27 protein-coding genes are annotated in these 26,197 nt (G+C 62.6%); 24 read left to right on the top strand and 3 right to left on the bottom strand.

Annotated elements, in window-relative coordinates:
* The first annotated feature begins 56 nt into the window (after nucleotides 1–56).
* Genes BH682_RS15995 through BH682_RS15905 form a run of 19 tightly spaced genes read left to right on the top strand, consistent with a single transcriptional unit; the run spans nucleotide 57 to nucleotide 18,565 of the window.
* Complete coding sequence (locus BH682_RS15995) at nucleotides 57–623, top strand: TetR/AcrR family transcriptional regulator (protein ID WP_024487471.1); 567 nt, start codon at nucleotides 57–59, stop codon at nucleotides 621–623.
* Entirely contained in the window at nucleotides 620–1,825 is a 1,206-nt protein-coding gene (locus tag BH682_RS15990; protein WP_003944019.1) for a cytochrome P450, read from the top strand. Before BH682_RS15995 ends, BH682_RS15990 begins: the two co-directional genes overlap by 4 nt.
* The gene (locus BH682_RS15985) at nucleotides 1,825–2,631 is read left to right on the top strand and encodes an SDR family oxidoreductase (protein ID WP_003944110.1); all 807 of its coding nucleotides are present in this window, start codon (nucleotides 1,825–1,827) and stop codon (nucleotides 2,629–2,631) included. The genes BH682_RS15990 and BH682_RS15985 overlap by 1 nt, the downstream gene beginning before the upstream one ends.
* Complete coding sequence (locus BH682_RS15980) at nucleotides 2,628–4,022, top strand: cytochrome P450 (RefSeq protein ID WP_075833352.1); 1,395 nt, start codon at nucleotides 2,628–2,630, stop codon at nucleotides 4,020–4,022. The genes BH682_RS15985 and BH682_RS15980 overlap by 4 nt, the downstream gene beginning before the upstream one ends.
* A 2-nt stretch (nucleotides 4,023–4,024) precedes the next feature.
* Nucleotides 4,025–4,216, top strand: coding sequence for a ferredoxin (locus tag BH682_RS15975; protein WP_075835316.1), 192 nt, complete (start codon nucleotides 4,025–4,027; stop codon nucleotides 4,214–4,216).
* Between the two features lie 37 nt (nucleotides 4,217–4,253).
* Nucleotides 4,254–4,805: a hypothetical protein gene (locus BH682_RS15970; RefSeq protein ID WP_042923098.1), complete on the top strand. Its 552-nt coding sequence runs from the start codon at nucleotides 4,254–4,256 to the stop codon at nucleotides 4,803–4,805.
* Between the two features lie 5 nt (nucleotides 4,806–4,810).
* Nucleotides 4,811–6,058, top strand: coding sequence for a hypothetical protein (locus BH682_RS15965; protein WP_087503877.1), 1,248 nt, complete (start codon nucleotides 4,811–4,813; stop codon nucleotides 6,056–6,058).
* Between the two features lie 26 nt (nucleotides 6,059–6,084).
* The gene (locus tag BH682_RS15960) at nucleotides 6,085–7,722 is read left to right on the top strand and encodes an acyl-CoA synthetase (RefSeq protein WP_075833350.1); all 1,638 of its coding nucleotides are present in this window, start codon (nucleotides 6,085–6,087) and stop codon (nucleotides 7,720–7,722) included.
* A gap of 53 nt (nucleotides 7,723–7,775) precedes the next feature.
* The gene (locus BH682_RS15955) at nucleotides 7,776–9,029 is read left to right on the top strand and encodes a cytochrome P450 (RefSeq protein WP_075833348.1); all 1,254 of its coding nucleotides are present in this window, start codon (nucleotides 7,776–7,778) and stop codon (nucleotides 9,027–9,029) included.
* Between the two features lie 34 nt (nucleotides 9,030–9,063).
* A complete protein-coding gene (locus tag BH682_RS15950; RefSeq protein WP_030536769.1) occupies nucleotides 9,064–9,804 on the top strand; it encodes an MlaE family ABC transporter permease in 741 nt (246 codons plus the stop codon).
* Nucleotides 9,801–10,673, top strand: coding sequence for an MlaE family ABC transporter permease (locus BH682_RS15945; RefSeq protein ID WP_003944051.1), 873 nt, complete (start codon nucleotides 9,801–9,803; stop codon nucleotides 10,671–10,673). The genes BH682_RS15950 and BH682_RS15945 overlap by 4 nt, the downstream gene beginning before the upstream one ends.
* 9 nt (nucleotides 10,674–10,682) lie before the next feature.
* Nucleotides 10,683–11,852: an MCE family protein gene (locus BH682_RS15940; protein ID WP_075833346.1), complete on the top strand. Its 1,170-nt coding sequence runs from the start codon at nucleotides 10,683–10,685 to the stop codon at nucleotides 11,850–11,852.
* Nucleotides 11,849–12,871 carry an MCE family protein gene (locus BH682_RS15935; protein ID WP_075833344.1) on the top strand — a complete coding sequence of 341 codons (1,023 nt, stop codon included), beginning with the start codon at nucleotides 11,849–11,851 and terminating at the stop codon, nucleotides 12,869–12,871. The genes BH682_RS15940 and BH682_RS15935 overlap by 4 nt, the downstream gene beginning before the upstream one ends.
* Nucleotides 12,868–13,890, top strand: coding sequence for an MCE family protein (locus BH682_RS15930; RefSeq protein ID WP_075835314.1), 1,023 nt, complete (start codon nucleotides 12,868–12,870; stop codon nucleotides 13,888–13,890). Before BH682_RS15935 ends, BH682_RS15930 begins: the two co-directional genes overlap by 4 nt.
* Nucleotides 13,890–15,152 carry an MCE family protein gene (locus BH682_RS15925; RefSeq protein ID WP_075833342.1) on the top strand — a complete coding sequence of 421 codons (1,263 nt, stop codon included), beginning with the start codon at nucleotides 13,890–13,892 and terminating at the stop codon, nucleotides 15,150–15,152. The genes BH682_RS15930 and BH682_RS15925 overlap by 1 nt, the downstream gene beginning before the upstream one ends.
* Complete coding sequence (locus BH682_RS15920) at nucleotides 15,149–16,282, top strand: MCE family protein (protein WP_180279702.1); 1,134 nt, start codon at nucleotides 15,149–15,151, stop codon at nucleotides 16,280–16,282. The genes BH682_RS15925 and BH682_RS15920 overlap by 4 nt, the downstream gene beginning before the upstream one ends.
* A complete protein-coding gene (locus tag BH682_RS15915; protein ID WP_075833340.1) occupies nucleotides 16,279–17,598 on the top strand; it encodes an MCE family protein in 1,320 nt (439 codons plus the stop codon). The genes BH682_RS15920 and BH682_RS15915 overlap by 4 nt, the downstream gene beginning before the upstream one ends.
* Nucleotides 17,565–18,101 (top strand): hypothetical protein, encoded by a 537-nt coding sequence (locus BH682_RS15910; RefSeq protein WP_223304672.1) that lies wholly within the window; start codon nucleotides 17,565–17,567, stop codon nucleotides 18,099–18,101. The genes BH682_RS15915 and BH682_RS15910 overlap by 34 nt, the downstream gene beginning before the upstream one ends.
* Complete coding sequence (locus BH682_RS15905) at nucleotides 18,098–18,565, top strand: hypothetical protein (RefSeq protein ID WP_075833338.1); 468 nt, start codon at nucleotides 18,098–18,100, stop codon at nucleotides 18,563–18,565. Before BH682_RS15910 ends, BH682_RS15905 begins: the two co-directional genes overlap by 4 nt.
* On the opposite strand, the gene BH682_RS15900 is transcribed toward BH682_RS15905, so the two are convergent.
* Nucleotides 18,562–19,152 carry a TetR/AcrR family transcriptional regulator gene (locus BH682_RS15900; RefSeq protein ID WP_003943994.1) on the bottom strand — a complete coding sequence of 197 codons (591 nt, stop codon included), beginning with the start codon at nucleotides 19,150–19,152 and terminating at the stop codon, nucleotides 18,562–18,564. The genes BH682_RS15905 and BH682_RS15900 overlap by 4 nt on opposite strands.
* Nucleotides 19,153–19,372: 220 nt before the next feature.
* On the opposite strand from BH682_RS15900, the gene BH682_RS15895 reads away from it, so the two are divergent.
* Nucleotides 19,373–20,911, top strand: coding sequence for an FAD-binding protein (locus BH682_RS15895; RefSeq protein WP_075833336.1), 1,539 nt, complete (start codon nucleotides 19,373–19,375; stop codon nucleotides 20,909–20,911).
* A gap of 28 nt (nucleotides 20,912–20,939) precedes the next feature.
* Here the strand turns inward: BH682_RS15895 and BH682_RS15890 are convergent, their stop codons facing one another.
* On the bottom strand, nucleotides 20,940–21,449 hold the full coding sequence (locus BH682_RS15890; protein WP_075835307.1) for a MarR family winged helix-turn-helix transcriptional regulator: 510 nt from the start codon (nucleotides 21,447–21,449) through the stop codon (nucleotides 20,940–20,942).
* Nucleotides 21,450–21,623: 174 nt separating this feature from the next.
* On the opposite strand from BH682_RS15890, the gene BH682_RS15885 reads away from it, so the two are divergent.
* Nucleotides 21,624–22,406: a dioxygenase family protein gene (locus BH682_RS15885; RefSeq protein ID WP_003944012.1), complete on the top strand. Its 783-nt coding sequence runs from the start codon at nucleotides 21,624–21,626 to the stop codon at nucleotides 22,404–22,406.
* A gap of 39 nt (nucleotides 22,407–22,445) precedes the next feature.
* On the opposite strand, the gene BH682_RS15880 is transcribed toward BH682_RS15885, so the two are convergent.
* Nucleotides 22,446–22,904 (bottom strand): peroxiredoxin, encoded by a 459-nt coding sequence (locus BH682_RS15880; protein ID WP_030536758.1) that lies wholly within the window; start codon nucleotides 22,902–22,904, stop codon nucleotides 22,446–22,448.
* A 57-nt stretch (nucleotides 22,905–22,961) separates the two neighbouring features.
* On the opposite strand from BH682_RS15880, the gene BH682_RS15875 reads away from it, so the two are divergent.
* The 3 genes from BH682_RS15875 (at nucleotide 22,962) to trpC (ending at nucleotide 26,184) form a co-directional block, all read left to right on the top strand.
* Entirely contained in the window at nucleotides 22,962–24,548 is a 1,587-nt protein-coding gene (locus BH682_RS15875; RefSeq protein WP_058227001.1) for an anthranilate synthase component I, read from the top strand.
* Entirely contained in the window at nucleotides 24,545–25,249 is a 705-nt protein-coding gene (locus BH682_RS15870) for a TIGR02234 family membrane protein (protein ID WP_075833334.1), read from the top strand. The genes BH682_RS15875 and BH682_RS15870 overlap by 4 nt, the downstream gene beginning before the upstream one ends.
* 125 nt (nucleotides 25,250–25,374) lie before the next feature.
* A complete protein-coding gene (gene trpC / locus BH682_RS15865) occupies nucleotides 25,375–26,184 on the top strand; it encodes an indole-3-glycerol phosphate synthase TrpC (RefSeq protein ID WP_003944016.1) in 810 nt (269 codons plus the stop codon).
* The last annotated feature ends 13 nt before the right edge of the window (nucleotides 26,185–26,197 follow it).

Raw genomic sequence — 26,197 nt, 5'->3', positions numbered from 1 at the left:
TAGTAACGTCCAGACACGTGTCCAGCAAACGGGGCGATTCAAGTGGCGGGGGATCGATTGTCTACGAATCCACTCGCAGGCGCCTCACGGGCAAACAAGCGGAAACTGTGGCCAGGCTTGCCGAAGCAACAGTGAAAGTTCTACGCAAACAAGAGTTTTCCGGGCTGACTGTCCGTTCGGTTGCGGCCGAAGCGGGTGTAGGAACTGCGACCGCCTACACGTATTTCGCGTCCAAGGAGCATCTCGTCGCAGAGGTTTTCTGGCGAAGACTTCAGAACTCGTCGGCGCCTGATGGCTCAGGGTTGGATCGCACCGCGCACGTGCTGTCTGTACTTCGAAATATCGCGCTGCTTCTCGCGGACGAACCGGAGGTATCGGCCGCCGTGACCAATGCACTGCTCGGATCCGACCCTGAAGTGGAACATCTTCGCGGCCGGATCGGGCTCGAGATCCATCAACGACTCGCCTCGGCGTTGGATCCGAATGGCGAACCCGAAGTGTTGGAAGCGCTCGAAATGCTTTATGCCGGGGCGCTTCTGCGGGCAGGGATCGGCTACGGAACCTACGCGCAAATCGCTGGACGCCTCGAGGCCTCAGCTCTACTGATCCTGGAGAAATCATGACAGAAGCTTTGATCGATCCGGTGGTCTTCAATCCGTATGACTACCACTTTCACGACGATCCGTATCCGACGTACAAGCGTCTGCGCGAAGAATCACCCCTGTATCACAATCCGGACGTGGGATTTTGGGCATTGTCGCGATATGCGGACGTGGTCGACGGATTCAAGGACAACAAGCGTCTGTCGAGCGCAAACGGAGTATCACTCGACCCCGCAGCCTACGGTCCACACGCGCATTATGTGATGTCGTTTCTCGCTATGGATGATCCCCGCCATATGCGGTTGCGCCAGTTGGTTTCTCGCGGATTCACACCGCGGCGTGTTGCGGAGCTCGACGGCCGGATACTCGAACTGACGAAGCAACATCTGATACCCGCGCTGGGCGCGGGGGAGTTCGACTGGATTACGGAGGTGGCGGGAAAGCTGCCGATGGACGTCATCTCCGAACTCATGGGTGTCCCCGAACCCGACCGAGCCGAACTGCGGCGCAAGGCGGATCTGGTGGTGCATCGAGAGGCGGGTGTTCTCGACGTGCCGCAACCTGCGGTGGAGGCTTCGATCAGTTTGATGGGCTACTACAAGGAGATGATCGCGCAGCGTCGCCGATCGCGGACGGACGATCTGACCTCGGCCTTGCTCGACGCCGAGATCGACGGAGACAAGCTTTCGGACCAGGAGATCCTCGGATTCATGTTTCTGATGGTCGTGGCCGGAAACGAGACCACGACCAAGCTTCTCGGAAACGCTCTGTACTGGGGTTCGCACCACCGGGAGCAGATCGCACCGGTCCTCGACGATCCCGAACGAGCCTCGGAATGGGTGGAAGAGACTCTTCGCTACGACACGTCGAGTCAGATCGTGGCTCGGACTTCGGTTGTCGACCTCGAATACCACGGGCGCACCATTCCAGCGGGGGAGAAGGTCCTGCTCCTGATCGGATCGGCCAACCGAGACGCCGACGTCTTCGACGATGCCGACAGCTTCCAGATCGGCCGGAGTTCGTCGGGAAAACTCGCGAGTTTCGGTGGTGGCGTGCACTTCTGCCTCGGTGCCCACCTTGCCAAGCTCGAAGCCAAGATCGCCCTGGCGGAGTTCGGGCGTCGGGTCAGCGACTACGAAGTCGTCGAGTCCGGAATCGAGCGTGTTCATTCGACAAATGTCCGGGGCTTTGCGGCCCTGCCGGTGAAAGTGCAGGTGCGCTGATGCCTCGTTTCGAACCCAATCCTGTTCGCCGGCCGGCACTGATCAGTGGTGCGTCGTCGGGAATCGGCACAGCCACCGCGTATGCCCTGGCCGAACTCGGGCATCCGGTTGCACTCGGTGCGCGTCGAGTCGCCGAATGCGAAGCCATCGCCGAGAAGATCCGCAGCAACGGTGGTGAAGCGTTCGCCCACTTCCTCGACGTCACGGACGGTGATTCGGTCGACGGGTTCGTCTCGGCCGCAGAGGCAGTCCACGGCCCCGCGGAAATCGTCGTCTCCGGTGCCGGAGACCTCGAATTCGGGGCTGCGGACGAGATGAATCCTGAGGCGTTTCTACGGCAGATCCAAGTTCACCTCGTCGGTGCGCAGCGATTGGCGCATCGCGTACTCCCCGGTATGAGGCAACGACAGCGCGGTGACTTCGTACTGATCGGCTCGGATTGTGCCGAGCGCCAGCGTCCACTCATGGGTGCGTACGACGCAGCGAAGGCCGGGCTCGAGGCAATGGGGCGTCAGATGCGAATGGAGCTCGAGGGAACAGGCATTCGCGCGTCGATCGTGCGACCCGGGCCGACACTGACCGGCATGGGGATGGACACGACGCCGGAGATCATCGGACCGGTCGGGGAATCGTGGAGCAAGTGGGGGTTCGCCCGCCATGGTTACTTTCTGCGCGCCTCGGACATCGCCAATGCCATCGTCGCCGTTGTGTCGGCGCCGCGAGGAGCACACATCGTGCTCGTCGAAGTTCAGCCCGAGGCGCCACTGGACAAACTTCCCACTGCGAACTCACAGGAGACGACATGACGCACGGAGTGCAAGAGACGTCGCGAACACTGCCAGAGCCGCCGCGGGTGTCCGGCGGGGATCTCCCGCACGGGCATCTCGAGGAACTGCGAACCGACCCGATAGCGCTCATGCGCCGGGTGCGTGAGGAATGTGGTGACGTCGGCGCCTTTCAACTTGCCGACCGCACAGTGATCTTGCTGTCCGGAGCCGAGGCAAACGAGTTCTTCTTCCGCTCCACCGACGAGGATCTCGACCAACAAGCGGCTTACCCCTTCATGAAGCCGATATTCGGTGAAGGCGTCGTCTTCGACGCCAGCCCGGAGCGGCGTAAAGAGATGCTGCACAACTCGGCTCTGCGCGGCGAACAGATGCGCGGGCACGCCGCCACGATCGGCCGCGAAGTCGAGGCGATGGTCGCGCAGTGGGGAGACGAAGGCGAGATCGATCTGCTCGACTTCTTCGCCGAGCTGACCATCTACACCTCGTCGGCGTGCCTGATCGGCAAGAAGTTCCGCGACGAACTGGATGATAGCTTCGCCAAGCTGTATCACGAGCTCGAACAGGGAACGGATGCATTGGCTTTCGTGGATCCGTACGCGCCGATCGAGAGTTTCCGCCGCCGCGACGAGGCCCGGTTGGCGTTGGTCGCTCTGGTACAGGACATCATGAACGGGCGCATCGCGAATCCTCCGCAGGGCAAGGATGACCGCGACATGTTGGACGTGTTGGTCTCGGTCAAGGACGAGAACGGCGACCTCCGGTTCAGTGCCGACGAGATCACCGGAGTCTTCATCTCGATGATGTTCGCCGGCCACCACACGACTTCCGGCACGGCAGCGTGGTCGCTGATCGAGATGTTGCGGCATCCCGACACCATGACGGACGTCGTCGACGAACTCGACAATCTGTACTCCGACGGCGCCGACATCAGTTTTCATGCCCTGCGCCAGATTCCGGTTCTGGAGGCTGTGGTCAAGGAAACCCTTCGACTGCATCCGCCGTTGATCATCCTGTTGCGGGTGGCACGTGGAGATTTCGAAGTGGGCGGCTTCGAGATCCGAGAGGGCCATCTTGTCGCCGCGACACCCGCGATCTCCAATCGAATCGCCGAGGACTTTCCCCGGCCGGACACCTTCGATCCCGGGAGGTACATCGACCCGAATCAAGAGGACATCGTCAACCGCTGGACGTGGATTCCGTTCGGAGCCGGCCGGCATCGCTGCGTCGGCGCTGCGTTCGCCCAGATGCAGCTCAAAGCGATCTTCTCGATCCTGCTGCGGGACTTCGAGTTCGAGATGGCGCAGCCGTCGGAATCCTACCGAAACGACCACAGCAAGATGGTCGTCCAGTTGCAGCAGCCGTGCGCGGTGAGGTACCGGCGCCGAACACGTCCCGGGCGTGAGGGGTGATCATGCACGTCGAAGTCGACCACGACCTGTGCCAAGGCCATGCGGCGTGTGAGCTGGAGGCACCGGAGATCTTTGTCGTCCCGAAGCGGGGGAAGGTCAGTCTTCTGGACTCGGACCCACCCGAGTCGCTCCGCGGTGAAGCCGAGATGGCGGTCAGGTACTGCCCGACCGGCGCCCTGAGAATTGTCGATTGATTGCAGCGAATTCATGTGCTCGAGGGAGGAAGTTCAGATGACGGGTTTCGACCGCGCAGAGCTCGACGAGATGGTCCAACGCTGGATCGAGGCGAACAAAAAGGCCGAAGCCGCCGGCGATTGGAAACCGTTGGCGGACATGTATACCGAGGACGCCACGTACGGGTGGAACTACGGCCCCAAGCAGGATTTCATGGCGGTGGGGCGCGAGGAGATTCGCGAAGTCGCGCTCGGTCTCGAGATGAAGGGCCTCGAAGGCTGGGAGTATCCGTATCAAGACTTTGTGATCGACGACCGTAGCGGAAACGTGATCGGCTTGTGGAAGCAGATTTCCGATGCCAAGCGTGAGGACGGTAGCAACTACTCCGTCTACGGTATCGGTGGTAGTTGGTTCCGCTACGGCGGGGATTTCCAATGGTCGTGGCAGCGTGACTTCTTCGACTTCGGGAACGTGTCGGCATTGTTCATGGAGATGATCGGCAACAATGCTCTCTCGAAGGGGATGCAGGGGCGGATCCAGCGATCGATCTCGGGCAACCCGCTGCCGGGCTGGTATCCGGTGGGCACCGCGCCGGTTTCGCTGTGGTGAGTCCTATGTCGGTGCGCGATTCCTTCGAGGCACTCTCGCAGCGCGACCTTGCCGTGCTGGTGCCCGAGTTGCTCCTGTGCGGGCAACTCATCGACCGCTCGGGCATGGCGCATCTGATCGTCGAATTCGGGCGCGAGGGTATGGCACAGGTGGCCGTCGAGGAGTGGGAATCGGCCAGCCCCTGGTACACCCGCCGCATGCAGAAGGCTCTCGGATACGAGGGCGACGACGTCGTGACGATCTTCAAAGGATTACAACTCGACATCGGCGCTCCGCCACAGTTCATGGACTTTCGATACCGGGTCGACGATCCGCTGCACGGTGAATTCTGGCTCGATCATTGCGGAGCACTCATGGACGTCGAGCCGTTGGGCGATGAGTTCGTGACCTCGATGTGTCACGACATCGAGGATCCGACTTTCGATGCAACGGCCATCGCGACCAACCCGCGCGCCCAGATCCGGCCGATTCACCGACCACCGCGCAGGCCCGCCGACCGACATCCGCACTGCGCCTGGACCGTTTCCATCGACCCGTCGCACACGCCTCCCGTGATGACCGCGCACACCGAGCAGATCGGACGCACCGCCGCGGTGACGGTCGAGCTGAGCCCGATCGATCACGGTGGGGACGGCAGGGCGGACTACTCGGGTCCGTTGTTGTCCGACCTGAGGTTTTCCGACTTCTCGCGATCAGCCTTGGTTCGTATCGCAGAGGAGATCTGCGTGCAGCATCATCTGTTGGCGTTGGGCTTTCTGGCAGCGGTTCGCCGCCGTGCCGACGAAGACAAGGCTCGCGAGATCACGCGAAAGCAATTGACCGGAATCGCGGGAGTTGCGGCACAGCGTATTCGAGATGCGCTCGGGCTTCCTTCGACGCTGGAATCGTTGGCATTGGTCCTGTCCGTGCATCCCTTGCTGAATCCGAAGCAGTATGTGGAGAGCGAGATTCGACAGGACGGCGGTGCTCTGGAGCTGCGGATCTCGCGAGAAGCTCTTGTCGACCGCGACGGCGGTTGGCCGACCTTGCTCGGCAGCGAGCACCTTGATCCTCTCCAAGCTTTGGTCCGCGGCGTGAATCCGCACTTCACCGTGAGAGTGGTGGCCGAAGATGCCGCGGGGCTTCTTCTGGCCGTCGACATCACCGAGGCTCCCGCTCCGGAATGCGTCGAAGTCGCCATCACGAAGGTCAGTACCGGCGCGGCATTCGTATTCGAAGATCGCGGAATCCCCTTGCCTCTCTTCGTCGTCTGACCGGCCGAACCCGAAGGACTCAACCTATGGCGTACACGTTTGCAGACCTGTTCGAGCATTCCGTCGATGTGATGCCCGATCGCCTCGCGCTGATCGTTTCCGGCGAGGAGGTGACATACCGTGAGCTCGACGAGCGGGCCAACCGATTGGCGCATTACTTCCAGTCCGTCGGGTTGGGTGTCGGTTCGCACATCGGTATTCAGCTGCACAACTCGATCGAGGCGATGGTTGCTGTCCTCGCGGCCTTCAAGATCCGCGGCGTTCCCATCACGGTGAACTACCGCTACACGAGCGACGAATTGGTTTATCTGTACGAGAACGCGGATCTCACGGCGTTGGTTTTCCATCGTGGTTTCGCTGAGCGGGTCGCCGAGGCCTTGGTGGCCACGCCGCGGGTCAAGTACGTGATCGAGGCGGCGGACGAACTCGCTCTCGGGAACGAACCGTCGATTCCGGGGGCAGTGGCGTACGAGGATGCGCTCGGCAACCAATCCTCGCTTCGCACAGGTGAACATGCATTTCCCGAGCGTTCCGGCGACGACGTCTACGTTCTCTACACCGGCGGAACAACCGGACGACCGAAAGGCGTCGTCTGGCGGCAGGAAGACATCTGGCGCGTATTGGCCGGCGGTTACGACTTCTATTCGGGTGAGCCGATCGCCGACGAGTACCAGCAGTCGCGCGGTGGCGCCGCGGCAGCCGAACCGATGCGGTGGTGCATGCTTCCACCGCTGATCCACACCTCGGCACTGATGCCGACGTTCAACGCTCTGTTCTCCGGAAACACCGTCATCTTCGAACCGAAGTTCGATGCGGCACAGGTCTGGAAAGTCGTCGCCGAATATCGCCCGCAGGTCATGGTCATCACCGGCGACGCCATGGGCCGTCCACTGGTCGAAGCCCATCACGAATTGCAACCGGATGCGTCGAGCCTGGCTGTGCTCGCCTCCGGCGCTGCGCTCTTCTCCGGATCGGTCAAAGATGCGTTCTTCGACGTCTTTCCGAATCTGATGATCTCCGATTCGGTTGGATCGTCCGAAACAGGCTTCGGCGGAATCGGATTCGCAACCAAAGGGCTCGAGCAGCGTGGCGGACCCAAAGTGGGCGCCAACAGATTCACGGTCGTCGTCGACGACGACAACCGAGTGTTGGAGCCGGGCTCGGGCGCCGAAGGATGGCTGGCGAAACTCGGAAACGTTCCACTCGGCTACTACAACGATCCGGTGAAGTCGGCCGAGATATTCCGAGAGGTGAACGGCGCGCGGGCAGTGGTGACCGGAGACCGGGCGCGGATCGAGGACGACGGCTCGGTCACCCTCCTCGGACGGGGAAACATGGTGGTCAACACCGGCGGCGAGAAGGTCTTCGTGGAAGAAGTCGAAGCCGTGGTGAAGGCCCATCCCGACATCTACGACGCGACAGTGATCGGTGTTCCGGACGAGCGGTGGGGCAATCGGGTGGCGGCAGTGCTTCGCATCCGCGACGGTGTGGAACCGGATTTCGAATCCATCGAGAAGCACGCCCGCAGTCACCTCGCCGGCTACAAGATTCCGCGTTCCTTCTGGATCGCCGACGAGGTCGTTCGAGCGCCGAGCGGCAAGCCGGACTACCGCTGGGCCAAGGAGTTCTCACAGAACAGCGACCCGGTCCACCGGATCGACTAGCGCTCACACGCAACACCCGGCACCCGGCACCCATCCGTAAAGGAGCATCTGCAATGCCTGAGATCGACCTTCCCGACGGGTTCGACGTGACCGACCCACATCTGTACGGCGAGCGCGTCCCGCTTGCCGAGTTCGCCGAACTACGACGATGCGCTCCGGTCTGGTGGAACGCCCAGGAACCGGGTACCGGCGGATTTCACGACGGTGGTTGTTGGGTTGTCTCCCGCCACGCAGACGTCCGCGACGTCTCGTTGCGCAGCGAGGAGTTCTCGAGCAACGTCAACGGCTGCATTCCGCGGCATGAAGACAACATCTCGGCGGAGGAGTTGGAGGCGACGAAACACGTCCTCATCAACAAGGACGCCCCTGAGCACACACAGCTACGCAAGTTAGTGGCGCGCTTGTTCACTCCGCGGTCGGTGGAAGCGATGCGGGCCGGGCTGGAAGCGCGGGCAGAGGACATAGCGTTGGCTGCCGTGGCGGAAGGTAGCGGTGATTTTGTCAGCCAGGTCGCCAGCGAGTTACCCATGCAGGCGATCTCGGAGCTGATCGGTGTACCGCAGGACGGGCGCCGTCAGCTGTACGAATGGTCGAATCAGATGACGGGATACGACGACGAGTCACTCGCCGGCGAGTCTCGGATGGCGTCGGCGCAGATATTGGGATACGCCTATCAACTGGCTGAGGCGAGACGGGAGGAACCGCTCGACGACATCATCTCGCGCTTGGTGCATGCCGACATCGACGGACAGAAACTCACCCCGGAACAGTTCGGTTTCTTCGTCATCATGTTGGCTGTCGCAGGCAACGAAACGACGCGAAACGCAACGACACTCGGCATGATGGCATTTCTCGAGCATCCGGATCAGTGGGAACTGTACAAGCGCGAGCGTCCGCGCACCGCCGCGGACGAGATCATCCGCTGGGCTTCGCCACTGACGTCGATGCAACGAACAGCAGTGGTGGACACACAGATTGCCGGCACTGCGATTGCGAAGGGGCAGCGTGTCGTACTGCTCTACGGCTCGGCGAACTTCGACGAAACCGTCTTCGGGAACCCCGACGTCTTCGACATCACCCGAGACCCGAACCCGCACCTCGCGTTCGGAGGAACCGGGCCGCACTACTGCGTCGGCGCCAACCTGGCCAGAATGGAGGTCGATCTGATCTTCGGCAAGATCGCCGATCACATGCCCGACATCAGCAAGCTCGGCGATCCGAGCAGGCTCTCGTCCGGTTGGCTCAACGGGATCAAGGAATTCAAGGTCGACTACGGCAACTCCACGTCATGTCCTTCGGGGCATTGACGTGTACAGCGGAAGAGTTGCACTTGCGGGCCCGATGCGCGAACTCGGCCAGTTCTACCGGATGGGCGCCGATGTCGCAGTGGGCTTGTTCCGCACCCGCTTTCAGGTGCAGGAGTTTCTCGAGCAGAGTTGGATGATCGCCCGGGTGTCGATCGTGCCGACCGTATTGGTGGCCGTGCCGTTCACGGTCCTGGTGAGTTTCACGCTCAACATCCTGCTCCGTGAGATCGGTGCCGCCGACCTCAGCGGCGCCGGGGCCGCGCTCGGCGCCGTGACTCAGGTCGGTCCGGTGGTGACGGTGCTGATCGTGGCAGGTGCGGGCGCGACTGCCATCGCCGCCGATCTGGGATCGAGAACGATTCGTGAAGAGATCGACGCCATGGAGGTGCTCGGGATCGATCCGATCACTCGGCTGGTGATTCCTCGGGTGGTCGCGTCGACCGTGGTGGCTTTGCTGCTCAACGGACTCGTCTGCGTCATCGGCATCGCCGGCGGTTACGCCTTCTCGGTGTTTCTCCAGGGCGTGAACCCTGGCGCCTTCGTCGAGGGAATCACGTTGCTGACCGGCCTGCCCGAGGTGGCGTTGTCGATGGTCAAAGCTGCACTGTTCGGGATGCTGGCGGGATTGGTGGCCTGCTATCGCGGACTGTCGGTACGGGGTGGGCCGAAAGGCGTGGGGGAGGCCGTCAACGAAACGGTGGTGTACGCATTCATGGCGTTGTTCGTCGTCAACACCATCGTCACCGCGGTCGGCATCCGATTGACGGCGGGGTGATCGAGGTGACGCTGTCGGATTCGCTGGCACAAATCGGCAAGTTCGGACGCACGCGGGCGCGGGTGGCTCGAACGTCACGCTCGATCGACGACGTCGGGCGACAAGCTGTCTTCTTCGCGCGCGCCATCGCTCACATCCCGTGGGCAATTCGCAAACACCCGAAAGAAGTGTTGAGGCTGGTAGCCGAGATCAGCATGGGCACCGGAGCTTTGGCAGTGATCGGCGGCACGGTTGCGGTCGTAGGATTTTTGACTCTCGCCTCGGGCGGTACCATTGCGATCCAAGGTTTCAGCTCACTGGGAAATATCGGAGTCGAAGCGCTCACCGGATTCTTCTCCGCCTTCATCAACGTTCGTATCGCTGCGCCGGTCATCGCGGGAATCGGCCTGTCGGCCACGATCGGCGCAGGTTCGACCGCGCAGATCGGTGCCATGCGCATCAGTGAGGAAATCGACGCCCTCGAATCGATGGCGATCAGTTCGGTCCCGTACGTCGTCAGCACCCGCGTCACCGCAGGGATGATCGCGATCTTGCCGCTGTACTCATTGGCGCTCGTAGGATCTTTTCTGGCCGGAAGGTTCACCACGGTCGTGCTGTTCGGTCAGTCCTCCGGTCTTTACGACCACTACTTCACGACGTTCCTCGATCCGGTCGATGTCGCATGGTCCTTCGTTCAAGTGCTCGTGATGGCACTACTGGTGATGCTGATCCACACGTACTACGGATACAACGCGTCCGGGGGACCGTCGGGCGTGGGAACTGCAGTGGGCCGCGGGGTTCGGCTCTCGCTGATCTGCGTCGTGGCGGTGACCCTGCTCGTCTCACTCGCGCTCTACGGCGGTTCCGGCAACTTCAATCTGTCCGGTTAGGGGGACTGCGTGCACAGATACGGCTACAAGTTGGCTGCTCTGGGCTTGGCTGCGGCGATCGTCGGGGTCATCGCTTTGTCGGTCGCGTCTTTCAACCAGGTGTTTGTCGCTCGCGTCCCGATCACGGTGATCGCGGAGCGCGCGGGGCTCGTGATGGATCCGGGCGCGCGGGTGAAGATGGCCGGGGTGACCGTGGGCTCGGTGGAGTCCATCACGCCGACTGACGACGCCACCGCACAACTGTCGTTGTCGATCGATCCCGAAGCGCTCGAGTCGATTCCGTCAAACGTGGATGTGGCGATCACGTCGAACACGGCCTTCGGCGCGAAGTTCGTCAGCCTGTCCTCGCCGGAGCAGCCGAGCAGCGCGCGACTTGCCGCCGGGGCGACGATCGACGCATCCCGGGTGACCGTCGAGCTGAACACGGTGTTCGAGAAACTCACCACCGTGCTCCGGACAGTGGACCCGGGCAAACTCGATTCGACATTGGGTGCCCTCTCGACTGCTCTGCAAGGACGCGGCGAACGGCTCGGGGTCGCACTCGAACAAGCAGATTCCTCCTTGCTCGAATTCAACACTGCACGTGAGGCTCTCGATCATGTGTTGACTGACCTGCCAGCCGTCACACAGACCTACCGCGACGCTGTTCTCGACTTGATGGACACCCTCGACTCGCTCACGACGACGGGATCCACTGTTCTCGACGAGCAGCAGAATCTTGATCTCCTCTTGCTCAACGTGATCGGGCTGGCCCGCACCGGCGAGGACGTACTGGGAGCCAACGCCGACGGCGTCGACACCGTTCTTTCCCTGCTACGTCCGACGACCGCTCTGCTCGAGGAATACTCCCCGGTGATTCCCTGTATGTTCCACGGTCTGCAGGAGAGCAAGCGGATCGGCGACGGCGCCTACAACGGTCAACCGGGCATCAAGATGTCGATAGGTCTGATTGCCGGAACCGAACCGTACCGCTATCCCGACGACCTGCCCAAGGTGGCGGCTACCGGCGGTCCGCAGTGTATGGGTCTCCCTTTGCGTGATCCGAACGTCAATGCGCCGTACCTGGTGACCGATACCGGGGTGAATCCGTTTGCGCCCGAGCGTCAGCCGAATGGTGGGCAACCGATGAACACGGTCCCTGATCTGATGAGCTACCTGTTCGGGACGGAGATCCGATGAAAGTTCGTGGGTACACCGTCAAGTTCGGAATTTTTGTTCTGGTGATGATCCTCGTCAACGCCGGGCTGATCCTCGTGTTCGGCCAGATGCGAGGTGGCGACGCGAGGTCGTACTCGGCGGAGTTCGTCAACGCCTCCGGGCTCAGAGCCGGCGACAAGGTGCGCATCGCCGGTGTGCCGGTCGGTTCTGTCGGCTCCGTCGAATTCGGTGGGAATCACCGTGCCCACGTGAGTTTCAGTGTGGATACGGGTGACACCGTGACCGTATCGACCAGAGCCGCTGTTCGATATCAGGATCTGGTGGGTAATCGATACCTCGAATTGCTCGACGATCCGGGGATCGCGGAACCGCAACCGGAGGGCGAGAGCATCCCCGTCGATCGCACCGCACCGGCACTCGACCTCGATGCGCTACTCGGTGGTTTCAAGCCGCTGTTTCAAGCCCTGGACCCGGAGCAGGTCAACGCGTTGTCGATGTCCTTGCTCGAGGTGTTTCAAGGCCAGTCCGGAACTGTGGCATCGGTGCTGGCGCACACCGGATCGATTACGAACACTCTCGCAGACCGCGACCAACTGATCGGTCGAGTGATCGGCAACCTCGACGGTGTGCTCAGCGAAATGCGCAGCCGCGGTGGTCAGTTCAGTGACACTCTCGATCACCTACAACAGCTGGTCAGCGGGCTCGCGGCGGACCGGGAGATGATCGGGACTGCCGTCGAGAGTGTGAACACCGCATCAGGCACCTTCGCCGATCTCCTCGCCGGAGTTCGCCCGGACATCGCGGGAAACCTGTCGAAGCTGGACGCAAGCCTGAATCCGCTGATCGAGCAACAGAGTGAGCTCGATCGGATTCTCGCGTCCATGCCCTCGAACTACAAGCAGTTGATCCGAGTCGGCTCGTACGGGTCGTTCTTCAACTTCTATCTGTGCGGAATCGCACTGAAGGTCGACGGTGCCGACGGTACGCCGCTCACTGTCGACCTGGTGGATCAGACGACCGGAAGGTGCGCACCACGATGAGAGAGATGGCACAGAGCCAGGCCGTACGCGTGGGGGTCGTGGGATTGGTTGTCACGGCCGCCGTCGTATTGGCATCGCTCCAGTATCAGAATCTGCAGTTCCTGAAATCGGGTGTCGGGTACAGCGCGGTGTTCGCCGACGCCAGCGGTCTCGCGCCGGGAGACGAAGTCAACGCCGCCGGAGTGAAGATCGGAACGGTGAACCGGATCGAGGTCGAGCACGGACTCGCCCGCGTGGACTTCACACTCGACGGCTCGATCGGTTTGGGAGAAAGCACATCGGCGGCCGTCACCACGATGTCGTTGCTCGGCAAGCGAGCGGTATCACTCGATCTGGACGGTCCGGGAAGGATCGCGGTCGGCGGCGAGATCCCGGTCGAGCGAACAAGATCGGCGTACTCGCTGCCCGACGTACTCGGTGACCTCACCACGACGGTCGAGGACATCGATCTCGACCAACTCTCCGAATCGCTCGACGCAGTGGGACAGGTGATGTCCGACAGTGCGCCGAACCTGAGGCCGGCACTGGACGGTGTCGCACGGATCTCCGACAGCGTCAATAGACGCGACGACATGTTGCGCACCTTGCTGTCCGATGCAAACGACGTCGCCGGGACGTTGGCCGAGCGTGGACCACAGGTCAACGCGCTACTCGTCGACGGCAATGCCTTGTTGGGAGAACTGGATCGGCGACAGGCGGCGCTGGGGGAAGTGATCACGAACATCTCGGCGTTGTCGACCCAGCTGAGCGGACTCGTCCACGACAACGAGGCGCAGTTGCAGCCGGTCCTCGGCAAACTCGACACGGTTGTCGGCATTCTGCAGAACAACAAGGACAACCTTTCTCAGGGAATCGACGGTCTCGGTACGTACGTGGGCACGCTCGGTGACACCGTGGCCAGCGGCCCCTTCTACTACGCCTACGTTCAGAACCTGGTGCCAGCGCAATACACCCAACCGTTGATCAACGCGATGTTCGGGCTACCACCTGCGCCGCTACCGATTCCGGAGGTTCGATGATGGGTGCCTTACGAGTTCGCAAACCGGTGAACTGGCGTCGAATCGCCGTCGTTGGTGGAAGCGTCATCGGTGCGGCGATCGTCGTCGTGTCGGGATACCTTGCGGTGCAACATCTGCGCTACTACAACGTGACGGCCTACTTCGCCTCGACGACCGGTCTGTATGTCGGTGACGACGTTCGTGTCGTGGGAGTCGACGTCGGCCGCGTCACCGCGATCGCCCCACAGGGAGATCGAATGCGCGTCGAACTGAAATTGGCGCGCGAGGTTCCCGTCGCCGAGGACGCGAAAGCGGTGATCGTTGCCCAGTCGCTGGTCTCGGCCCGCTTCGTGCAATTGACGCCGGCGGTGACGGACGGCGCCGACGCACTGAATGACGGTGCGGAGATCCCACTCGACAGAACGGCCGTCCCGGTCGAGTGGGACCAGATCAAGGAACAGCTGGGCCGGGCTGCCGATGCTTTGGGTCCCGTCGGGGACGATCGCGGTCCCGCCGCCAACTTCCTCGACGGTGCCGGATCCGCACTGGCCGGCAACGGGGAAGCGCTGGGGCGCTCGGTGACCGAACTCTCGGAGGCTATGAGCACACTCGACGAAGGCGGAGCCGATCTGTTCGGCACCATCCGCGGCCTGCAGACCTTCACGACCGCACTCGCCGCAAGCGACGAACAGATCGTTCAGTTCCAAGGACGACTGGCAAATGTCTCGAGTGTGCTCGCCGAGAGCCGGACGCAATTGGCTCCGGCTCTCGCCGATCTGGACGCCGCCGTCGTCGACGTACAGCGGTTCGTCGAACAGAACCGAACCGGCTTGACGGAGCAGATCGCGAAGTTGGCCGACGTGTCCCAGGTACTGGTCGACAAGCGCGCAGGCCTCGAGAAGGTACTGCATCTGGCTCCGACAGCGTTGTCGAACTACTACAACGTCTACCGGCCGGCCCAAGGAGCGATGGTGGGTGTGCCCGCATTCCAGAACGTCGGCAACCCGATCGACTTGATCTGCGGCGGAATCGCCGGCCTGGCCAACGACACCTCGAAGAAGGGCGCGGATTTGTGCATCGAATACCTCGGCCCGTTGCTCAACACGATCAAGGCCAACTACCCGGACCTGAGCATCAATCCGACCCGGGCGCTCGGCGCTCTTCCGGACCAACTGGTGTACAGCGAGCCTGATCTGGAACCGACTGGCGCCTTGGGCTTTCCGACGGTACCGGTGGCGTCTGATCTGACCGGCTTGCTCATGCCGTCGACAGGATCACGATGACTGGCCGCCGGTGGGGAACAGTGTGTGTGGCGGCGAGCGCCGTGCTCGTTCTGACGGGTTGTCAATGGAGCGGGCTGAATTCGGTGTCGCTGCCGGGCGCGGCCGGCCGCGGTGAGGGAAGTTTCTCGGTCGTGATCGAGATGCCGGACGTCACGTCGATCAGTCCGAACTCTCCGGTCATGGTCAACGACGTGACAGTCGGGAGTATCAGTGCGATCGAGACCGACAACTGGCACGCACGGGTGACGGTTGCGCTCGACGGCTCGGTGTCGCTGCCCGCCAACGCGACTGCCAAGATCGGCCAAACCAGTCTGCTCGGATCCAAACACGTCGCGCTCGCGCCGCCCACCGAGGTGGCGCCGGAAGGGCGGTTGTCGGAAGGATCCGTGATTCCCCTTGCATCGGCCAGTGTCTATCCCACCACCGAGGAAGCGTTGACGGCACTGTCATTGGTCCTCAACGGCGGCGGGCTCGCTCAGATTCACAGCATCACCACGGAGCTGAACACGGCGCTCGGCGGACGGACCGACGCGGCTCGCGACCTGCTGAGTCAGATGGATACCGTGACCGAAACACTCGACCGCCAACGTGATGCGATGGTCACGACCATGGAGAATCTCGACGTCTTCGCCGGCGAGATCACGGCTCAGCGAGACGTTCTCGGTGAGGCGTTGGAGACCCTCGATCCGGCCTTGGCGGAACTGAGCGCCCAACGCGTCGACCTGACCACCGCCCTCGATGCGGTCGGCAGGTTCGGGGACGTCGGGACCGATCTGGTCGACCGGACCCGCGACGATCTGAAAGCCAATTTGAGCTCCTTGGAATCGACGCTGCAGAAGGTGGTCGAAACAGGACCGGACCTGATCAACAATTTGGGCAATCTGAGTACCTTCCCCTTCCCCCAGACGACCATCGACGACGGAATGCGCGGTGATTACACCAATTTGTGGGCGCTGATCGACCTCACGAGTAATCGTCTGCAGTCGGGGCTCGGTTTCGGCACTCCGTTCGGGGCGCCGCAAACACCAGTGGAGAGCGGAATCCTGGTAGATCCCTTGACCGCCCCACTCGGCACAGGACAGCCCGGCCCACTTGGCACAGCGCAGCCCGCCCAGGGAGGTGGACGATGATTCTCACGAAGCTGGTGCGAAGGCAATTGACGATCTTCGCGATCCTGGCGGTGATAGGCATGAGCGCAGCGGCTATCTCGTACCTGAGAGTTCCGACCATGCTCGGAATCGGGCGCTATTCGGTGACAGTCGAACTGCCCGACGCCGGTGGCCTGTATCGGAACGCGAACGTGACCTATCGCGGCGACACCATCGGTCAGGTCAGATCGGTGCGTCTGTCTCCGGGAGTGGTACGCGCCGAATTATCTTTGGAGAGTGCGGTTCCCGTTCCCTCCAGCGGGCTCGCAGTAGCGGTGCGAAGTGTGTCGGCCATCGGCGAGCAATACGTCGACATGCAACCGAGCACCGCGGACGGACCCTTTCTGACCGACGGAGACGTGATCGGCCCCGACGCTGTCACGATCCCGACCGAGATCGGACCGGTCCTCGATCAGGCGCAGGCGATGCTCGCATCCGTACCGCAGGACAAGTTGCGATCGGTGATCGACGAGTCCGCGGCAGCTTTCGGAGGCAGGGGAGAGGGTCTGGCTCGTCTGCTGGATTCGACCACTTCGTTCGTCGATCAGATGTCCGCTGCCACAACGCCGGCCACGACGCTCGTACAGCAGTTGGATCCGCTCCTGCAGACACAGGTGGTGACGGGCGATCAGATTCGCCAGTGGGCGTCCAGTGTCGCTCAACTCAGTGGACAGTTGGCGGTCGCCGACGGGTCCGTGCGCAATATCCTCGAGACCGGACCGGGCTTCGCGACTGAAGCCGACCTGCTGTTTCAAGGCCTCAAGCCCACTTTGCCTGTGCTGCTTGCCAATTTCACCAGCACCGCTCAGGTGGCTTTGACGTACAACGCCGGGTTGGAGCAGGTGCTCGTCATCTTGCCGCCACTGGTCGCGGCACAGGAAACCGTTGTCCAACGCGGGCAGGTGGACGGCGCCGCGAATGTCAACTTCCACCTCCAAGCGCAGGACCCTGCGGCCTGCTCGACCGGCTACCTTCCGGCCGATCAGCGACGAGACCCGACCCAGATGAGTGTCCCGGACACCCCGGCCGACTTGTACTGCAAAGTTCCGCAGAACTCGGTCTTCGCAGTTCGTGGATCCCGGAACATTCCCTGTATGGAGGTACCGGGTAAACGAGCACCGAGCCCGGAGATCTGTCGGAGCCCAGATCCGTACGTCCCCTCGGGAACCAATGCGCCCGGCGAGTTGTACACGGGGCCAGACGGAGTCGACTATCAACACACGGAATTGGCTCCTGCTGCTTCCGATTCGGGGGAGGGTGAGCCGTGGCAACAGTTGCTGATGCCGACGAATCGCTGAGGGGCGAGGTGCTGGATCCGGTCGGAGGGAAGCGCGGTGTACTCCTTGCCCTGGTCTGGATTGCACTCGTGGCTCTGAGCGTCGTTGTCGTCTTCGGTGCTCTGGCAGTTCGATCGGACCGCGCGCGAGAGTCCCAGCGTCAAGGGTTCGTCGACGGTGCTGTCGCAGGAACCCTTGCTCTGATCGACGTTCACTCTGCCACGCTCGACGAGGATCTCGCGGCGCTGAAGTCGCTGAGTACGGGAACTTTTGCAGACGAACTGAAGTCCGGTGAATCTGCGTTCGTCGCATCGATCCGTGATTTTGCCGTCGATTCCGACGGTCGTGTCGACACCGCAGCCTTGGCATCGGAATCCGGAACCTCGGGGGTGGTGCTGATCGCGGCATCGGCTCAGGTCGGCAATTCGGCGGGAGAATCTTCGGCGCGAACCTACCGTCTTCGCGTCGGTGTCGAGGAGGTTGACGGTCGGGTACTGATGTCGAGTGTGGAGTTCGTCCCGTGAAGCGCGTGGTCTTGGCGTTTGCAGCGCTGATCTTGGTGGGAGCCGGCGGGACTCTGCTCTGGAGTCACCAACGTTCGGCAGCCGCTGAAACCGCACGTGTCGAGGTGATCGGTGTGGCGCCGATGCTCGTCGAGAATCTCTTGAGCTACAACAGCGACACGGTGGACGAGGATCTTGCACATGCTGCCGAGGGCGCAAGTGGAACATTTCAGGACCGCTTCGCTGAATTCGGATCGAAAACCGTTGCACCCCAGTCGAAGGAGCAAGGAATCAGCACGAAGGCGCGAGTAGTCGACGTGGGAGTGCTCTCCGCTGCTGCAGACCGCGCGGAAGTGCTCGTGTTCGTCGATCAGATCACGACGAGTACCGCGCGGCCGGCACCAGCGTCGACGTCGAGCCGAGTCGAGGTGACACTCGATCGAGTCGACGGCACATGGCTGGTGAGTGCCATGACCCCCGTCTAGTGAAGGTTGTCGCGGCCCGCCATGATCAGCCTGGCAGTGACTTCGAGCCGGTCTGCGATCTGCGAATAGGACTCGTAACCCATGCCGGCTCGAACAAGCGCTCCGGACCAGGAGATTTCGAGTGCTTCGAGTACGTCGGGATCGTACGACGGACCCAGTGCCTCGATGAGCCGCTCGCGGATGTTCTTGCCGATACGTCCCCGAAGGTGTTCGACGTCGGGATCATTGCCCATCATCGCCGTGGTCACGGCCGCGGCCAGCTCCGGTTCGTCGGAAACGAGGAGTGCGACGCTGCGCAGGACCGAACAGACCTGCGCTTCCCGTTCCGCCTCCGGGGAGGGCTCGTGGGGTACCGCGTCGAGGCGACGCCAGAACAGTTCTGCCACAAGGTGACTCTTGGACGAGAAATAGGTGTATGCCGTAGCCGCGGCGACACCGGCTTCTGCTGCCACCATCCGCACGGTCAGATCGGCAAACCCTTTGTCGCGCAGGACCGTGATCGCTGCCGCGGTCAATCGATCGACGGTTTCGGCTTGCTGCTGGGTCAGTCTGCGGCGAGTGGACTCGAACTTGGTCTTACCAGACATGTGTCCAGACACTACGGGATCAGACCCGTGCGAGCAAAGTGTGCGCTATCGCTGCTCGTTCTCGCTCCCGCTCGGCGTCATGTCTCGCTCCCGCTCGGCGTCATGTCTCGCTCCCGCTCGGTGGGACAGAATTTCGAACCCCCGCGATCGCTAAGTCCATGTGTTAGAACGATTTCTAGAACATGTTCGGAAACTGTGCCCAGAATCAGAGAGGCTGACGATGGCGAAGTGGGACGAGACGTGCGACGTACTCGCTGTGGGATCAGGTGGTGGACTCACCGGCGCGTACACGGCAGCCCGCGAAGGCCTCGACGTCATTGCGATCGAAGCAACCGACAAGTACGGCGGAACAACGGCGTACTCGGGCGGCGGCGGAATGTGGTTCCCGTGCAACGCCGTTCTTCGTCGGGGCGGGGACGTCGACACCATCGAGGATGCGCTGGAGTACTACCGATCAGTGGTGGGTGATCGTACGCCCGCCGACGTTCAGGAAGCCTACGTTCGAGGTGGCGCCGGGTTGATCGACTACCTCGAAGAGGACTCGAACTTCGAGTTCCAGATACTGCCGTGGCCCGACTACTTCGGTGAGGAGCCCAAGGCTCGAGCGAGCGGACGGCACATTGTTCCCAAGCCGATGAACGCGAACAAGCTGGGTGCGCTTCGTGATTCGCTTCGTCCGCCGCTGGCGACGGAACGGCTGGGGGAGGAGTTGCCGAAGTACCTCGTCGGCGGCCAGTCGTTGATCGGTCGATTCCTGTTGGCTCTTGCGGAACTCCCGAACGCCACCATGCACCTGAAGACCACTCTCGAGGAACTGGTTGTCGAGGACGGAGTGGTGGTCGGAGCCGTCGTCGACCGAGATGGTCGGCGTCGAACCATTCAGGCACGCAGAGGAGTGATCCTCGCCGCCGGTGGATTCGAGCAGAACGAGACCATGCGTGCCGAATTCGGTGTCCCCGGATCCGCTCTCGACACGATGGGCTGCCCCGGCAACCTCGGGAAGGCGCACCAGGCGGCGGTCGCCGCGGGTGTCGACACCGACCTGATGGGCGAGGCCTGGTGGTCGCCGGGACTCACCCATCCAGATGGGCGCTCCGCGTTTGCGCTGTGGTTCACCGGCGGAATCTTCGTGGACGACGACGGTCGTCGATTCGTCAACGAATCAGCGCCGTACGACCGCTTGGGTCGCTCTGTCATCGAACACATGCGGGCAGGGAAAGTGACCACGCCGTACTGGATGATCTACGACAACAGAGAAGGCGCAGTGCCGCCGGTGAAGGCACCCAACGTACCCATGGCCCAGACGGAGCAGTACGTGGCTGCGGGGTTGTGGAAGAGTGCACAGACACTCGAAGACCTCGCTGCCCAGATCGATGTTCCCGCAGCGGAACTGGTGGAGACCGTGAAGCGATTCAACGCGTTTGCGGCGACTGGCGTCGACACGGACTTCGGTCGAGGAGACACTGCGTACGACCGCGCCTTCTCCGAGGGGGCTTCGCCGCTCGTAGCGATCGATCAAGGGCCGTTTCACGCTGCCGCTTTCGGCATCTCCGACCTCGGGACCAAAGGTGGTCTACGGACCGACGCGACCGGGAGGGTGCTCAAATCCGACGGTACGGCGATTGCCGGGTTGTACGCGGCGGGGAACACGATGGCAGCGGCCAGCGGGACTACGTACCCCGGCGGTGGAAACCCGATCGGAGCGAGCATGCTGTTCAGTCACTTGGCTGCACTCGACCTCGCGAAGCTGCCGTCTTGATCATCAGTCGCTCGTCTCGGGGATGTGGTCAGGCCTTGCCGAGTCCGGCGGCGATTCCCTTGTCCAGTTGGGTGAGCATTGCTGTACCCAACGACGAAAGCTGGGCGACCTGGCGATCGTCGAGGCCCTCGAAGAGGAGACCTTGAACTGAGGCGACGTGCGGCGGTGCGGCCGCGACCACCTTTGCCATTCCCTCATCGGTGAGCACTGCGTTGGAGCCGCGGCTGCCACGAATGACTTCCCGTTTCGCCCAGCCGGCCTTCTCCATCTTCGTGATCACGTGCGAGAGGCGGGACAGGGACGCGTTCGCGCGCTGGGCCAGTACCGACAACTGGAGCTTGTGGTCGGGGGCGTCCGAGAGTGCCGCGAGTACGAAGTATTCGAAGTGTGTGAGTGCCGAATCGCGTTGTAGTTGAGTGTCGAGTGCGGCAGGCAACCGTGTCACGAGAGCGATCAGTGTCAGCCATGCTTCTTGCTGCTCGGCTGTGAGCCACTTCGTCTGAGACTGCGCGTCGGGCTGCGCGGTCGGTTCACTCATCGGTGACTTCTCCTTCGGGTCGAGCATTCTTCGTGCACGGAGCGTGCTTGTGTACAGCGTCTCAGACGCATGTCCAGAAGAATCCTGCGGGGAATAGTTGCGGGACGCAAGTGTTGAGTTCTATATTAGGTTGAATCTTCAACTTGCGACGAATGTCTATCCCGAGGAGTCCGTATGTCCACCACAACCATGCCTGCGCTGTATCTCAGCCACGGTGCTCCGCCGCTGGTGGACAGCGCGTTGTGGGTCGACCAGTTGGGGGCGTGGGCCGGCGATCTTCCGCGGCCGACGGCAATCCTCGTCGTATCGGCGCACTGGGAATCAGCACCGCTGACGATCGGATCGACGACCACGGGCACCCCGCTCATCTACGACTTCGGTGGTTTTCCCGAGAGGTTCTACCGCGCGAAGTACAACTCTCCCGGCGCTCCGGAACTCGCCGCCCAGGTTGCCGCGTTGATGCCGGACAACGAACGCGTGGTTCAGCAGCCGAATCGAGGCCTGGATCACGGTGCCTACGTGCCGCTCACGGTGATGTACCCGGACGCAGACATCCCGGTACTGCAAATTTCGCTGCCAACCCTCGATCCCGAGCGTTTGCTCCATCTCGGACAGCGCCTACGGCCACTCCGTGAGCAAGGTGTACTGATCGTGGGATCCGGATTCACCACGCACGGGCTACCGTTCCTGCGCGATCCGTCACCGGAGGCGCAGGCCCCGGGATGGTCGGCGGAATTCGACGCGTGGGCAGGGGAGAGGTTCGCTGCCGGTGACGTCGATTCCTTGATCGACTTCCGCGCTCAAGCTCCCGGGATGCCGTACGCGCATCCGACCATCGAGCACTTCGCCCCGTTGTTCGTCACGCTCGGTGCGTCGTCCGATCCGGAACAGGTGCCCACCCAGGTGATCGACGGATTCTGGATGGGGCTTGCGAAGCGCTCGATTCAGGTCGCATAGAGGGTTTAAATCGCGCAGAGAATCAGGTGCCCAGGCACGTCAGCTTCGATTGCGAAGGAACTCGAGCGCCTGGTCTCCGTGGGTGTTGGCGCGTAGTTCACTCGAGATGACTTTGAGGACGGTGCGGTCGGTGTCGATCACGAAGGTCGAGCGTTTGACCGGAGCCAACTTGCCCAGGAGTCCGCGCTTGACGCCGAACTGTTCGGCTACCTTGCCCTCGGTGTCGGCGAGTAGGGGGTAGTCGAAGGATTGTGCGGTGGCAAAGGTGGACTGAGCTTCGACCGTATCGGTGCTGATGCCCGCTCGCGAAGCGCCCACCGCGGCGAATTCGCTGCCGAGGTCACGGAAGTGGCACGCCTCGGCGGTGCACACCGGCGTCGAGGCTGCCGGGTAGAAGAAGAGGACCAAGGGTCCGTTCTCGAGCAGGCTCGTCAGCGAGCGCGGAGTCCCGTCCTGGTCGGGCAGTGAGAAATCGGGAGCGAGTTGGCCTGGTTTCATTCGGCCGAGGTTACCCGCGCACGACGGCCACATGGGGGAGCCTGGGATGATGGAGCCATGCACGGCGAGCCCACCTCCATGTCCGCACGGTCATCCGACACCGCGATCGTCGGTGACGCGTCCGATTCCACCACGACCCGGGAGCAGTTCCGAGCTCTCGCAGCTGAGCACCGGGTCGTTCCGGTCACTCGGAAAGTGTTGGCGGACTCCGAAACTCCGCTCTCGGCGTACGAGAAGTTGGCCGGCAATCGTCCCGGCACCTTCTTGCTCGAGTCGGCCGAGAACGGTCGTTCGTGGTCGCGGTGGTCGTTCATCGGCGTCGGGAGTCCGGCTGCACTGACCGTCGTGGACGGAGAGGCGGCCTGGTACGGCAACGTTCCGGCCGGCGCTCCGGCCGGCGGCGACCCGATCGACGCGCTCGGTGCCACCCTCGAGCTGCTTCGTTCGGAGCGGCTGCCCGACCTGCCCCCGCTGACCGGCGGAATGGTCGGATTCCTCGGCTACGACGCGGTGCGGCGCCTCGAGAGATTGGGTGACTCCGCGGTCGACGACCTGCAGATCCCCGAAATGGTCATGCTGCTTGCCGCCGACATCGCCGCAGTCGATCACCACGAAGGGGCGATCACCCTCATCGCCAATGCCGTCAACTGGGACGGCACGGACGAGCGCGTCGACACGGCGTACGACGACGCAGTCGCCAGGTTGGACGCGATGACTCGTGCTCTCGCGGCGCCGGCGAAATCGACGGTGTCGACATTTTCGAAAGCGACTCCGAACTACCGTCGTCAGCGCACCACCGAGAGCTTCGGTGTCGATGTCGACAAGTTGATCGGCGACATCGAAGCGGGCGAGGCATTCCAGGTAGTTCTCTCGCAGCGATTCGAGATCGATTGCACTGCAGCACCGATCGACGTGTACCGGATGCTGCGAGCGTCGAACCCCAGCCCGTACATGTATCTGCTCAACGTGCCGAACGGTGATGGAGAGACGGCGTTTTCGATCGTCGGTTCGAGCCCGGAAGCACTGGTCACGGTTGCTGAGGGCGTCGCGACAACACACCCGATCGCTGGAACCAGATGGCGCGGTGCCACAGAGGAGGACGACATCCTGCTCGAGAAGGACCTCCTCGCCGACGAGAAGGAAAACTCCGAGCACCTCATGCTCGTCGATCTGGGGCGAAACGATCTGGGTCGTGTCTGTCGCCCGGGCACGGTGAAGGTGCACGACTACCGGCACATCGAGCGGTACAGCCACGTGATGCATCTCGTATCGACCGTCACCGGTCATCTGGCCGAGGGAAAGCACGCTCTCGACGCCGTCACCGCATGCTTCCCCGCTGGAACCCTCTCGGGGGCACCCAAGGTCCGAGCGATGCAGCTGATCGAAGAACTGGAACCGACCAGGCGCGGTATCTACGGCGGCATCGTCGGCTACCTCGACTTCGCCGGCGACGCCGACACCGCGATCGCGATCCGAACGGCATTGATCAAGGACGGGATCGGATACGTCCAGGCGGGCGCCGGCGTCGTCGCCGACTCGGATCCGGTCTACGAGGACACCGAGGCCCGCAACAAGGCGATGGCAGTGCTGAGCGCGATTGCGTCGGCGCACACCCTGCGCACCATCGGAGGTGACGATCAGTGAGTGAGAACGAGTCGAGTGCAGCGGAGCCTACAAGCGCGTCTCGTGGCACCGCCGTGCCGAGAACGCTTCTGCTGGCGTTGTCGGCAGCAGCTCTGTGGGGCAGCTCACGAATGACGTGGGTTCATCTGACCTCGAGCGACGGCAAGACGCTGGAGAGGACGACGGATCTCGACGGCAGCACCTGGGCGGCGGCGATGACTCCGCTCGCGCTCGCGCTTCTGGCGGCGATCGCGGCGTCGTTTGCGGTGCGAGGTTGGGCACTTCGGGTAGTCGGACTGTTGGTTGCCCTCGTCGCCATCGCGGTAGCGGTTCCGGCAGTGCAGTTGTTGGTGTCCGGAGCCTCTGCGGACCGAGCGGTGGAGTTGGCCGAGTTGTCCGGTCACCCGGAAGATCTCTCGACGACTGTTTCGGTACTGCCTGCCTTGCTTGCGTTGGTCGGAGGGGTGGCGGCGCTCGGCGCGGCAGTACTTCTGATGCGCAAACCTCCAGTGCGAGGCGGGTTGTCGTCGAAATACGACAACCCTGCCGCGCGCCGCGAGGCCGCGGCCAAGCTCGGTCAGGGAGACAAACCTGCATCGGACGAGCCTGTGACACAACGGATGTTGTGGGATGCGCTCGACGCCGGAGAGGACCCGACAGCGACTGACGGGGACGACGGAGTTGGGGGAGACAACGGCGCGAAACCGGGGTCGTCCCACTGAGTAAGACTGAACCCTCACCTGCGTGGGTACCCCGACGGAGTAGCAAAATTTCGTCCCACTAGGCTGAGACCACCCTGATGACGTATCTCACATCGGGCTCTTGCCCAGAAAGGATTCGGGCCACGATGACCGTACTCGACTCGATTCTCGACGGGGTGCGCGCTGATGTCGCCGCCCGCGAAGCCGTACTCGACTTCGCTGCAGTCAAGGCTGCTGCGGCCGCTGCACCGCCTGCACTCGATGCTGCAGCAGCACTTCTGGAATCGAGCATCGGCGTCATCGCCGAGGTCAAGCGAGCGAGCCCGTCAAAGGGTGCGTTGGCCGACATTGCCGATCCCGCTGAGCTTGCCGCGGCGTACCAAGCCGGTGGCGCACGCATCATCAGTGTTCTCACCGAAGAGCGCCGTTTTCACGGCTCGTTGGCCGACCTGGACGCAGTCCGTAAAGCGGTCACCATTCCGGTGCTCCGCAAGGACTTCATCGTGGGGCCGTACCAGATTCACGAGGCTCGCGCTCACGGCGCCGACGTCATCTTGCTGATCGTCGCGGCACTCGAGCAGCAGGCGCTCGCCTCGTTGATCGATCGCACCGAATCTCTGGGAATGACTGCCCTCGTCGAGGTGCACACGGAGGAAGAAGCCAACCGCGCGCTCGAAGCCGGCGCCAAGGTGATCGGTGTGAACGCCCGCAATCTCAAGACTCTCGAGGTGGACAAGAACACCTTCGGTCGCATCGCTCCCGGTCTTCCGACCGAGACGATCAAGATTGCCGAGTCCGGTGTTCGCGGAACTGCCGATCTGTTGGCGTACGCCGGGGCGGGCGCCGACGCAGTGCTCGTCGGTGAAGGCCTCGTGACCAGCGGCGACCCTCGCAAGGCCGTCGCAGATCTGGTCAATGCAGGTGCGCACCCGTCCTGCCCCAAACCGTCTCGATAAATCGCTTCACCCG

Source organism: Rhodococcus sp. YL-1, from assembly GCF_001942025.1.
Lineage (GTDB): Bacteria > Actinomycetota > Actinomycetes > Mycobacteriales > Mycobacteriaceae > Rhodococcus_F > Rhodococcus_F qingshengii.
This window is presented reverse-complemented; position numbering and strand designations above follow the sequence as displayed.

Excerpts from the sequence above, each read along its gene's own strand:
- BH682_RS15880 (WP_030536758.1), bottom strand. The coding sequence starts at position 22,904 with ATGAAACCAGGCCAACTCGCTCCCGATTTCTCACTGCCCGACCAGGAC.
- BH682_RS15975 (WP_075835316.1), top strand. The coding sequence starts at position 4,025 with ATGCACGTCGAAGTCGACCACGACCTGTGCCAAGGCCATGCGGCGTGT.
- BH682_RS15960 (WP_075833350.1), top strand. The coding sequence starts at position 6,085 with ATGGCGTACACGTTTGCAGACCTGTTCGAGCATTCCGTCGATGTGATG.
- BH682_RS15885 (WP_003944012.1), top strand. The coding sequence starts at position 21,624 with ATGTCCACCACAACCATGCCTGCGCTGTATCTCAGCCACGGTGCTCCG.
- BH682_RS15925 (WP_075833342.1), top strand. The coding sequence starts at position 13,890 with ATGGGTGCCTTACGAGTTCGCAAACCGGTGAACTGGCGTCGAATCGCC.
- BH682_RS15895 (WP_075833336.1), top strand. The coding sequence starts at position 19,373 with ATGGCGAAGTGGGACGAGACGTGCGACGTACTCGCTGTGGGATCAGGT.
- BH682_RS15965 (WP_087503877.1), top strand. The coding sequence starts at position 4,811 with ATGTCGGTGCGCGATTCCTTCGAGGCACTCTCGCAGCGCGACCTTGCC.
- BH682_RS15915 (WP_075833340.1), top strand. The coding sequence starts at position 16,279 with ATGATTCTCACGAAGCTGGTGCGAAGGCAATTGACGATCTTCGCGATC.
- BH682_RS15930 (WP_075835314.1), top strand. The coding sequence starts at position 12,868 with ATGAGAGAGATGGCACAGAGCCAGGCCGTACGCGTGGGGGTCGTGGGA.
- BH682_RS15935 (WP_075833344.1), top strand. The coding sequence starts at position 11,849 with ATGAAAGTTCGTGGGTACACCGTCAAGTTCGGAATTTTTGTTCTGGTG.
- BH682_RS15990 (WP_003944019.1), top strand. The coding sequence starts at position 620 with ATGACAGAAGCTTTGATCGATCCGGTGGTCTTCAATCCGTATGACTAC.
- BH682_RS15970 (WP_042923098.1), top strand. The coding sequence starts at position 4,254 with ATGACGGGTTTCGACCGCGCAGAGCTCGACGAGATGGTCCAACGCTGG.
- BH682_RS15980 (WP_075833352.1), top strand. The coding sequence starts at position 2,628 with ATGACGCACGGAGTGCAAGAGACGTCGCGAACACTGCCAGAGCCGCCG.
- trpC (WP_003944016.1), top strand. The coding sequence starts at position 25,375 with ATGACCGTACTCGACTCGATTCTCGACGGGGTGCGCGCTGATGTCGCC.
- BH682_RS15900 (WP_003943994.1), bottom strand. The coding sequence starts at position 19,152 with ATGTCTGGTAAGACCAAGTTCGAGTCCACTCGCCGCAGACTGACCCAG.
- BH682_RS15985 (WP_003944110.1), top strand. The coding sequence starts at position 1,825 with ATGCCTCGTTTCGAACCCAATCCTGTTCGCCGGCCGGCACTGATCAGT.
- BH682_RS15955 (WP_075833348.1), top strand. The coding sequence starts at position 7,776 with ATGCCTGAGATCGACCTTCCCGACGGGTTCGACGTGACCGACCCACAT.
- BH682_RS15875 (WP_058227001.1), top strand. The coding sequence starts at position 22,962 with ATGCACGGCGAGCCCACCTCCATGTCCGCACGGTCATCCGACACCGCG.
- BH682_RS15890 (WP_075835307.1), bottom strand. The coding sequence starts at position 21,449 with ATGAGTGAACCGACCGCGCAGCCCGACGCGCAGTCTCAGACGAAGTGG.
- BH682_RS15920 (WP_180279702.1), top strand. The coding sequence starts at position 15,149 with ATGACTGGCCGCCGGTGGGGAACAGTGTGTGTGGCGGCGAGCGCCGTG.
- BH682_RS15950 (WP_030536769.1), top strand. The coding sequence starts at position 9,064 with ATGCGCGAACTCGGCCAGTTCTACCGGATGGGCGCCGATGTCGCAGTG.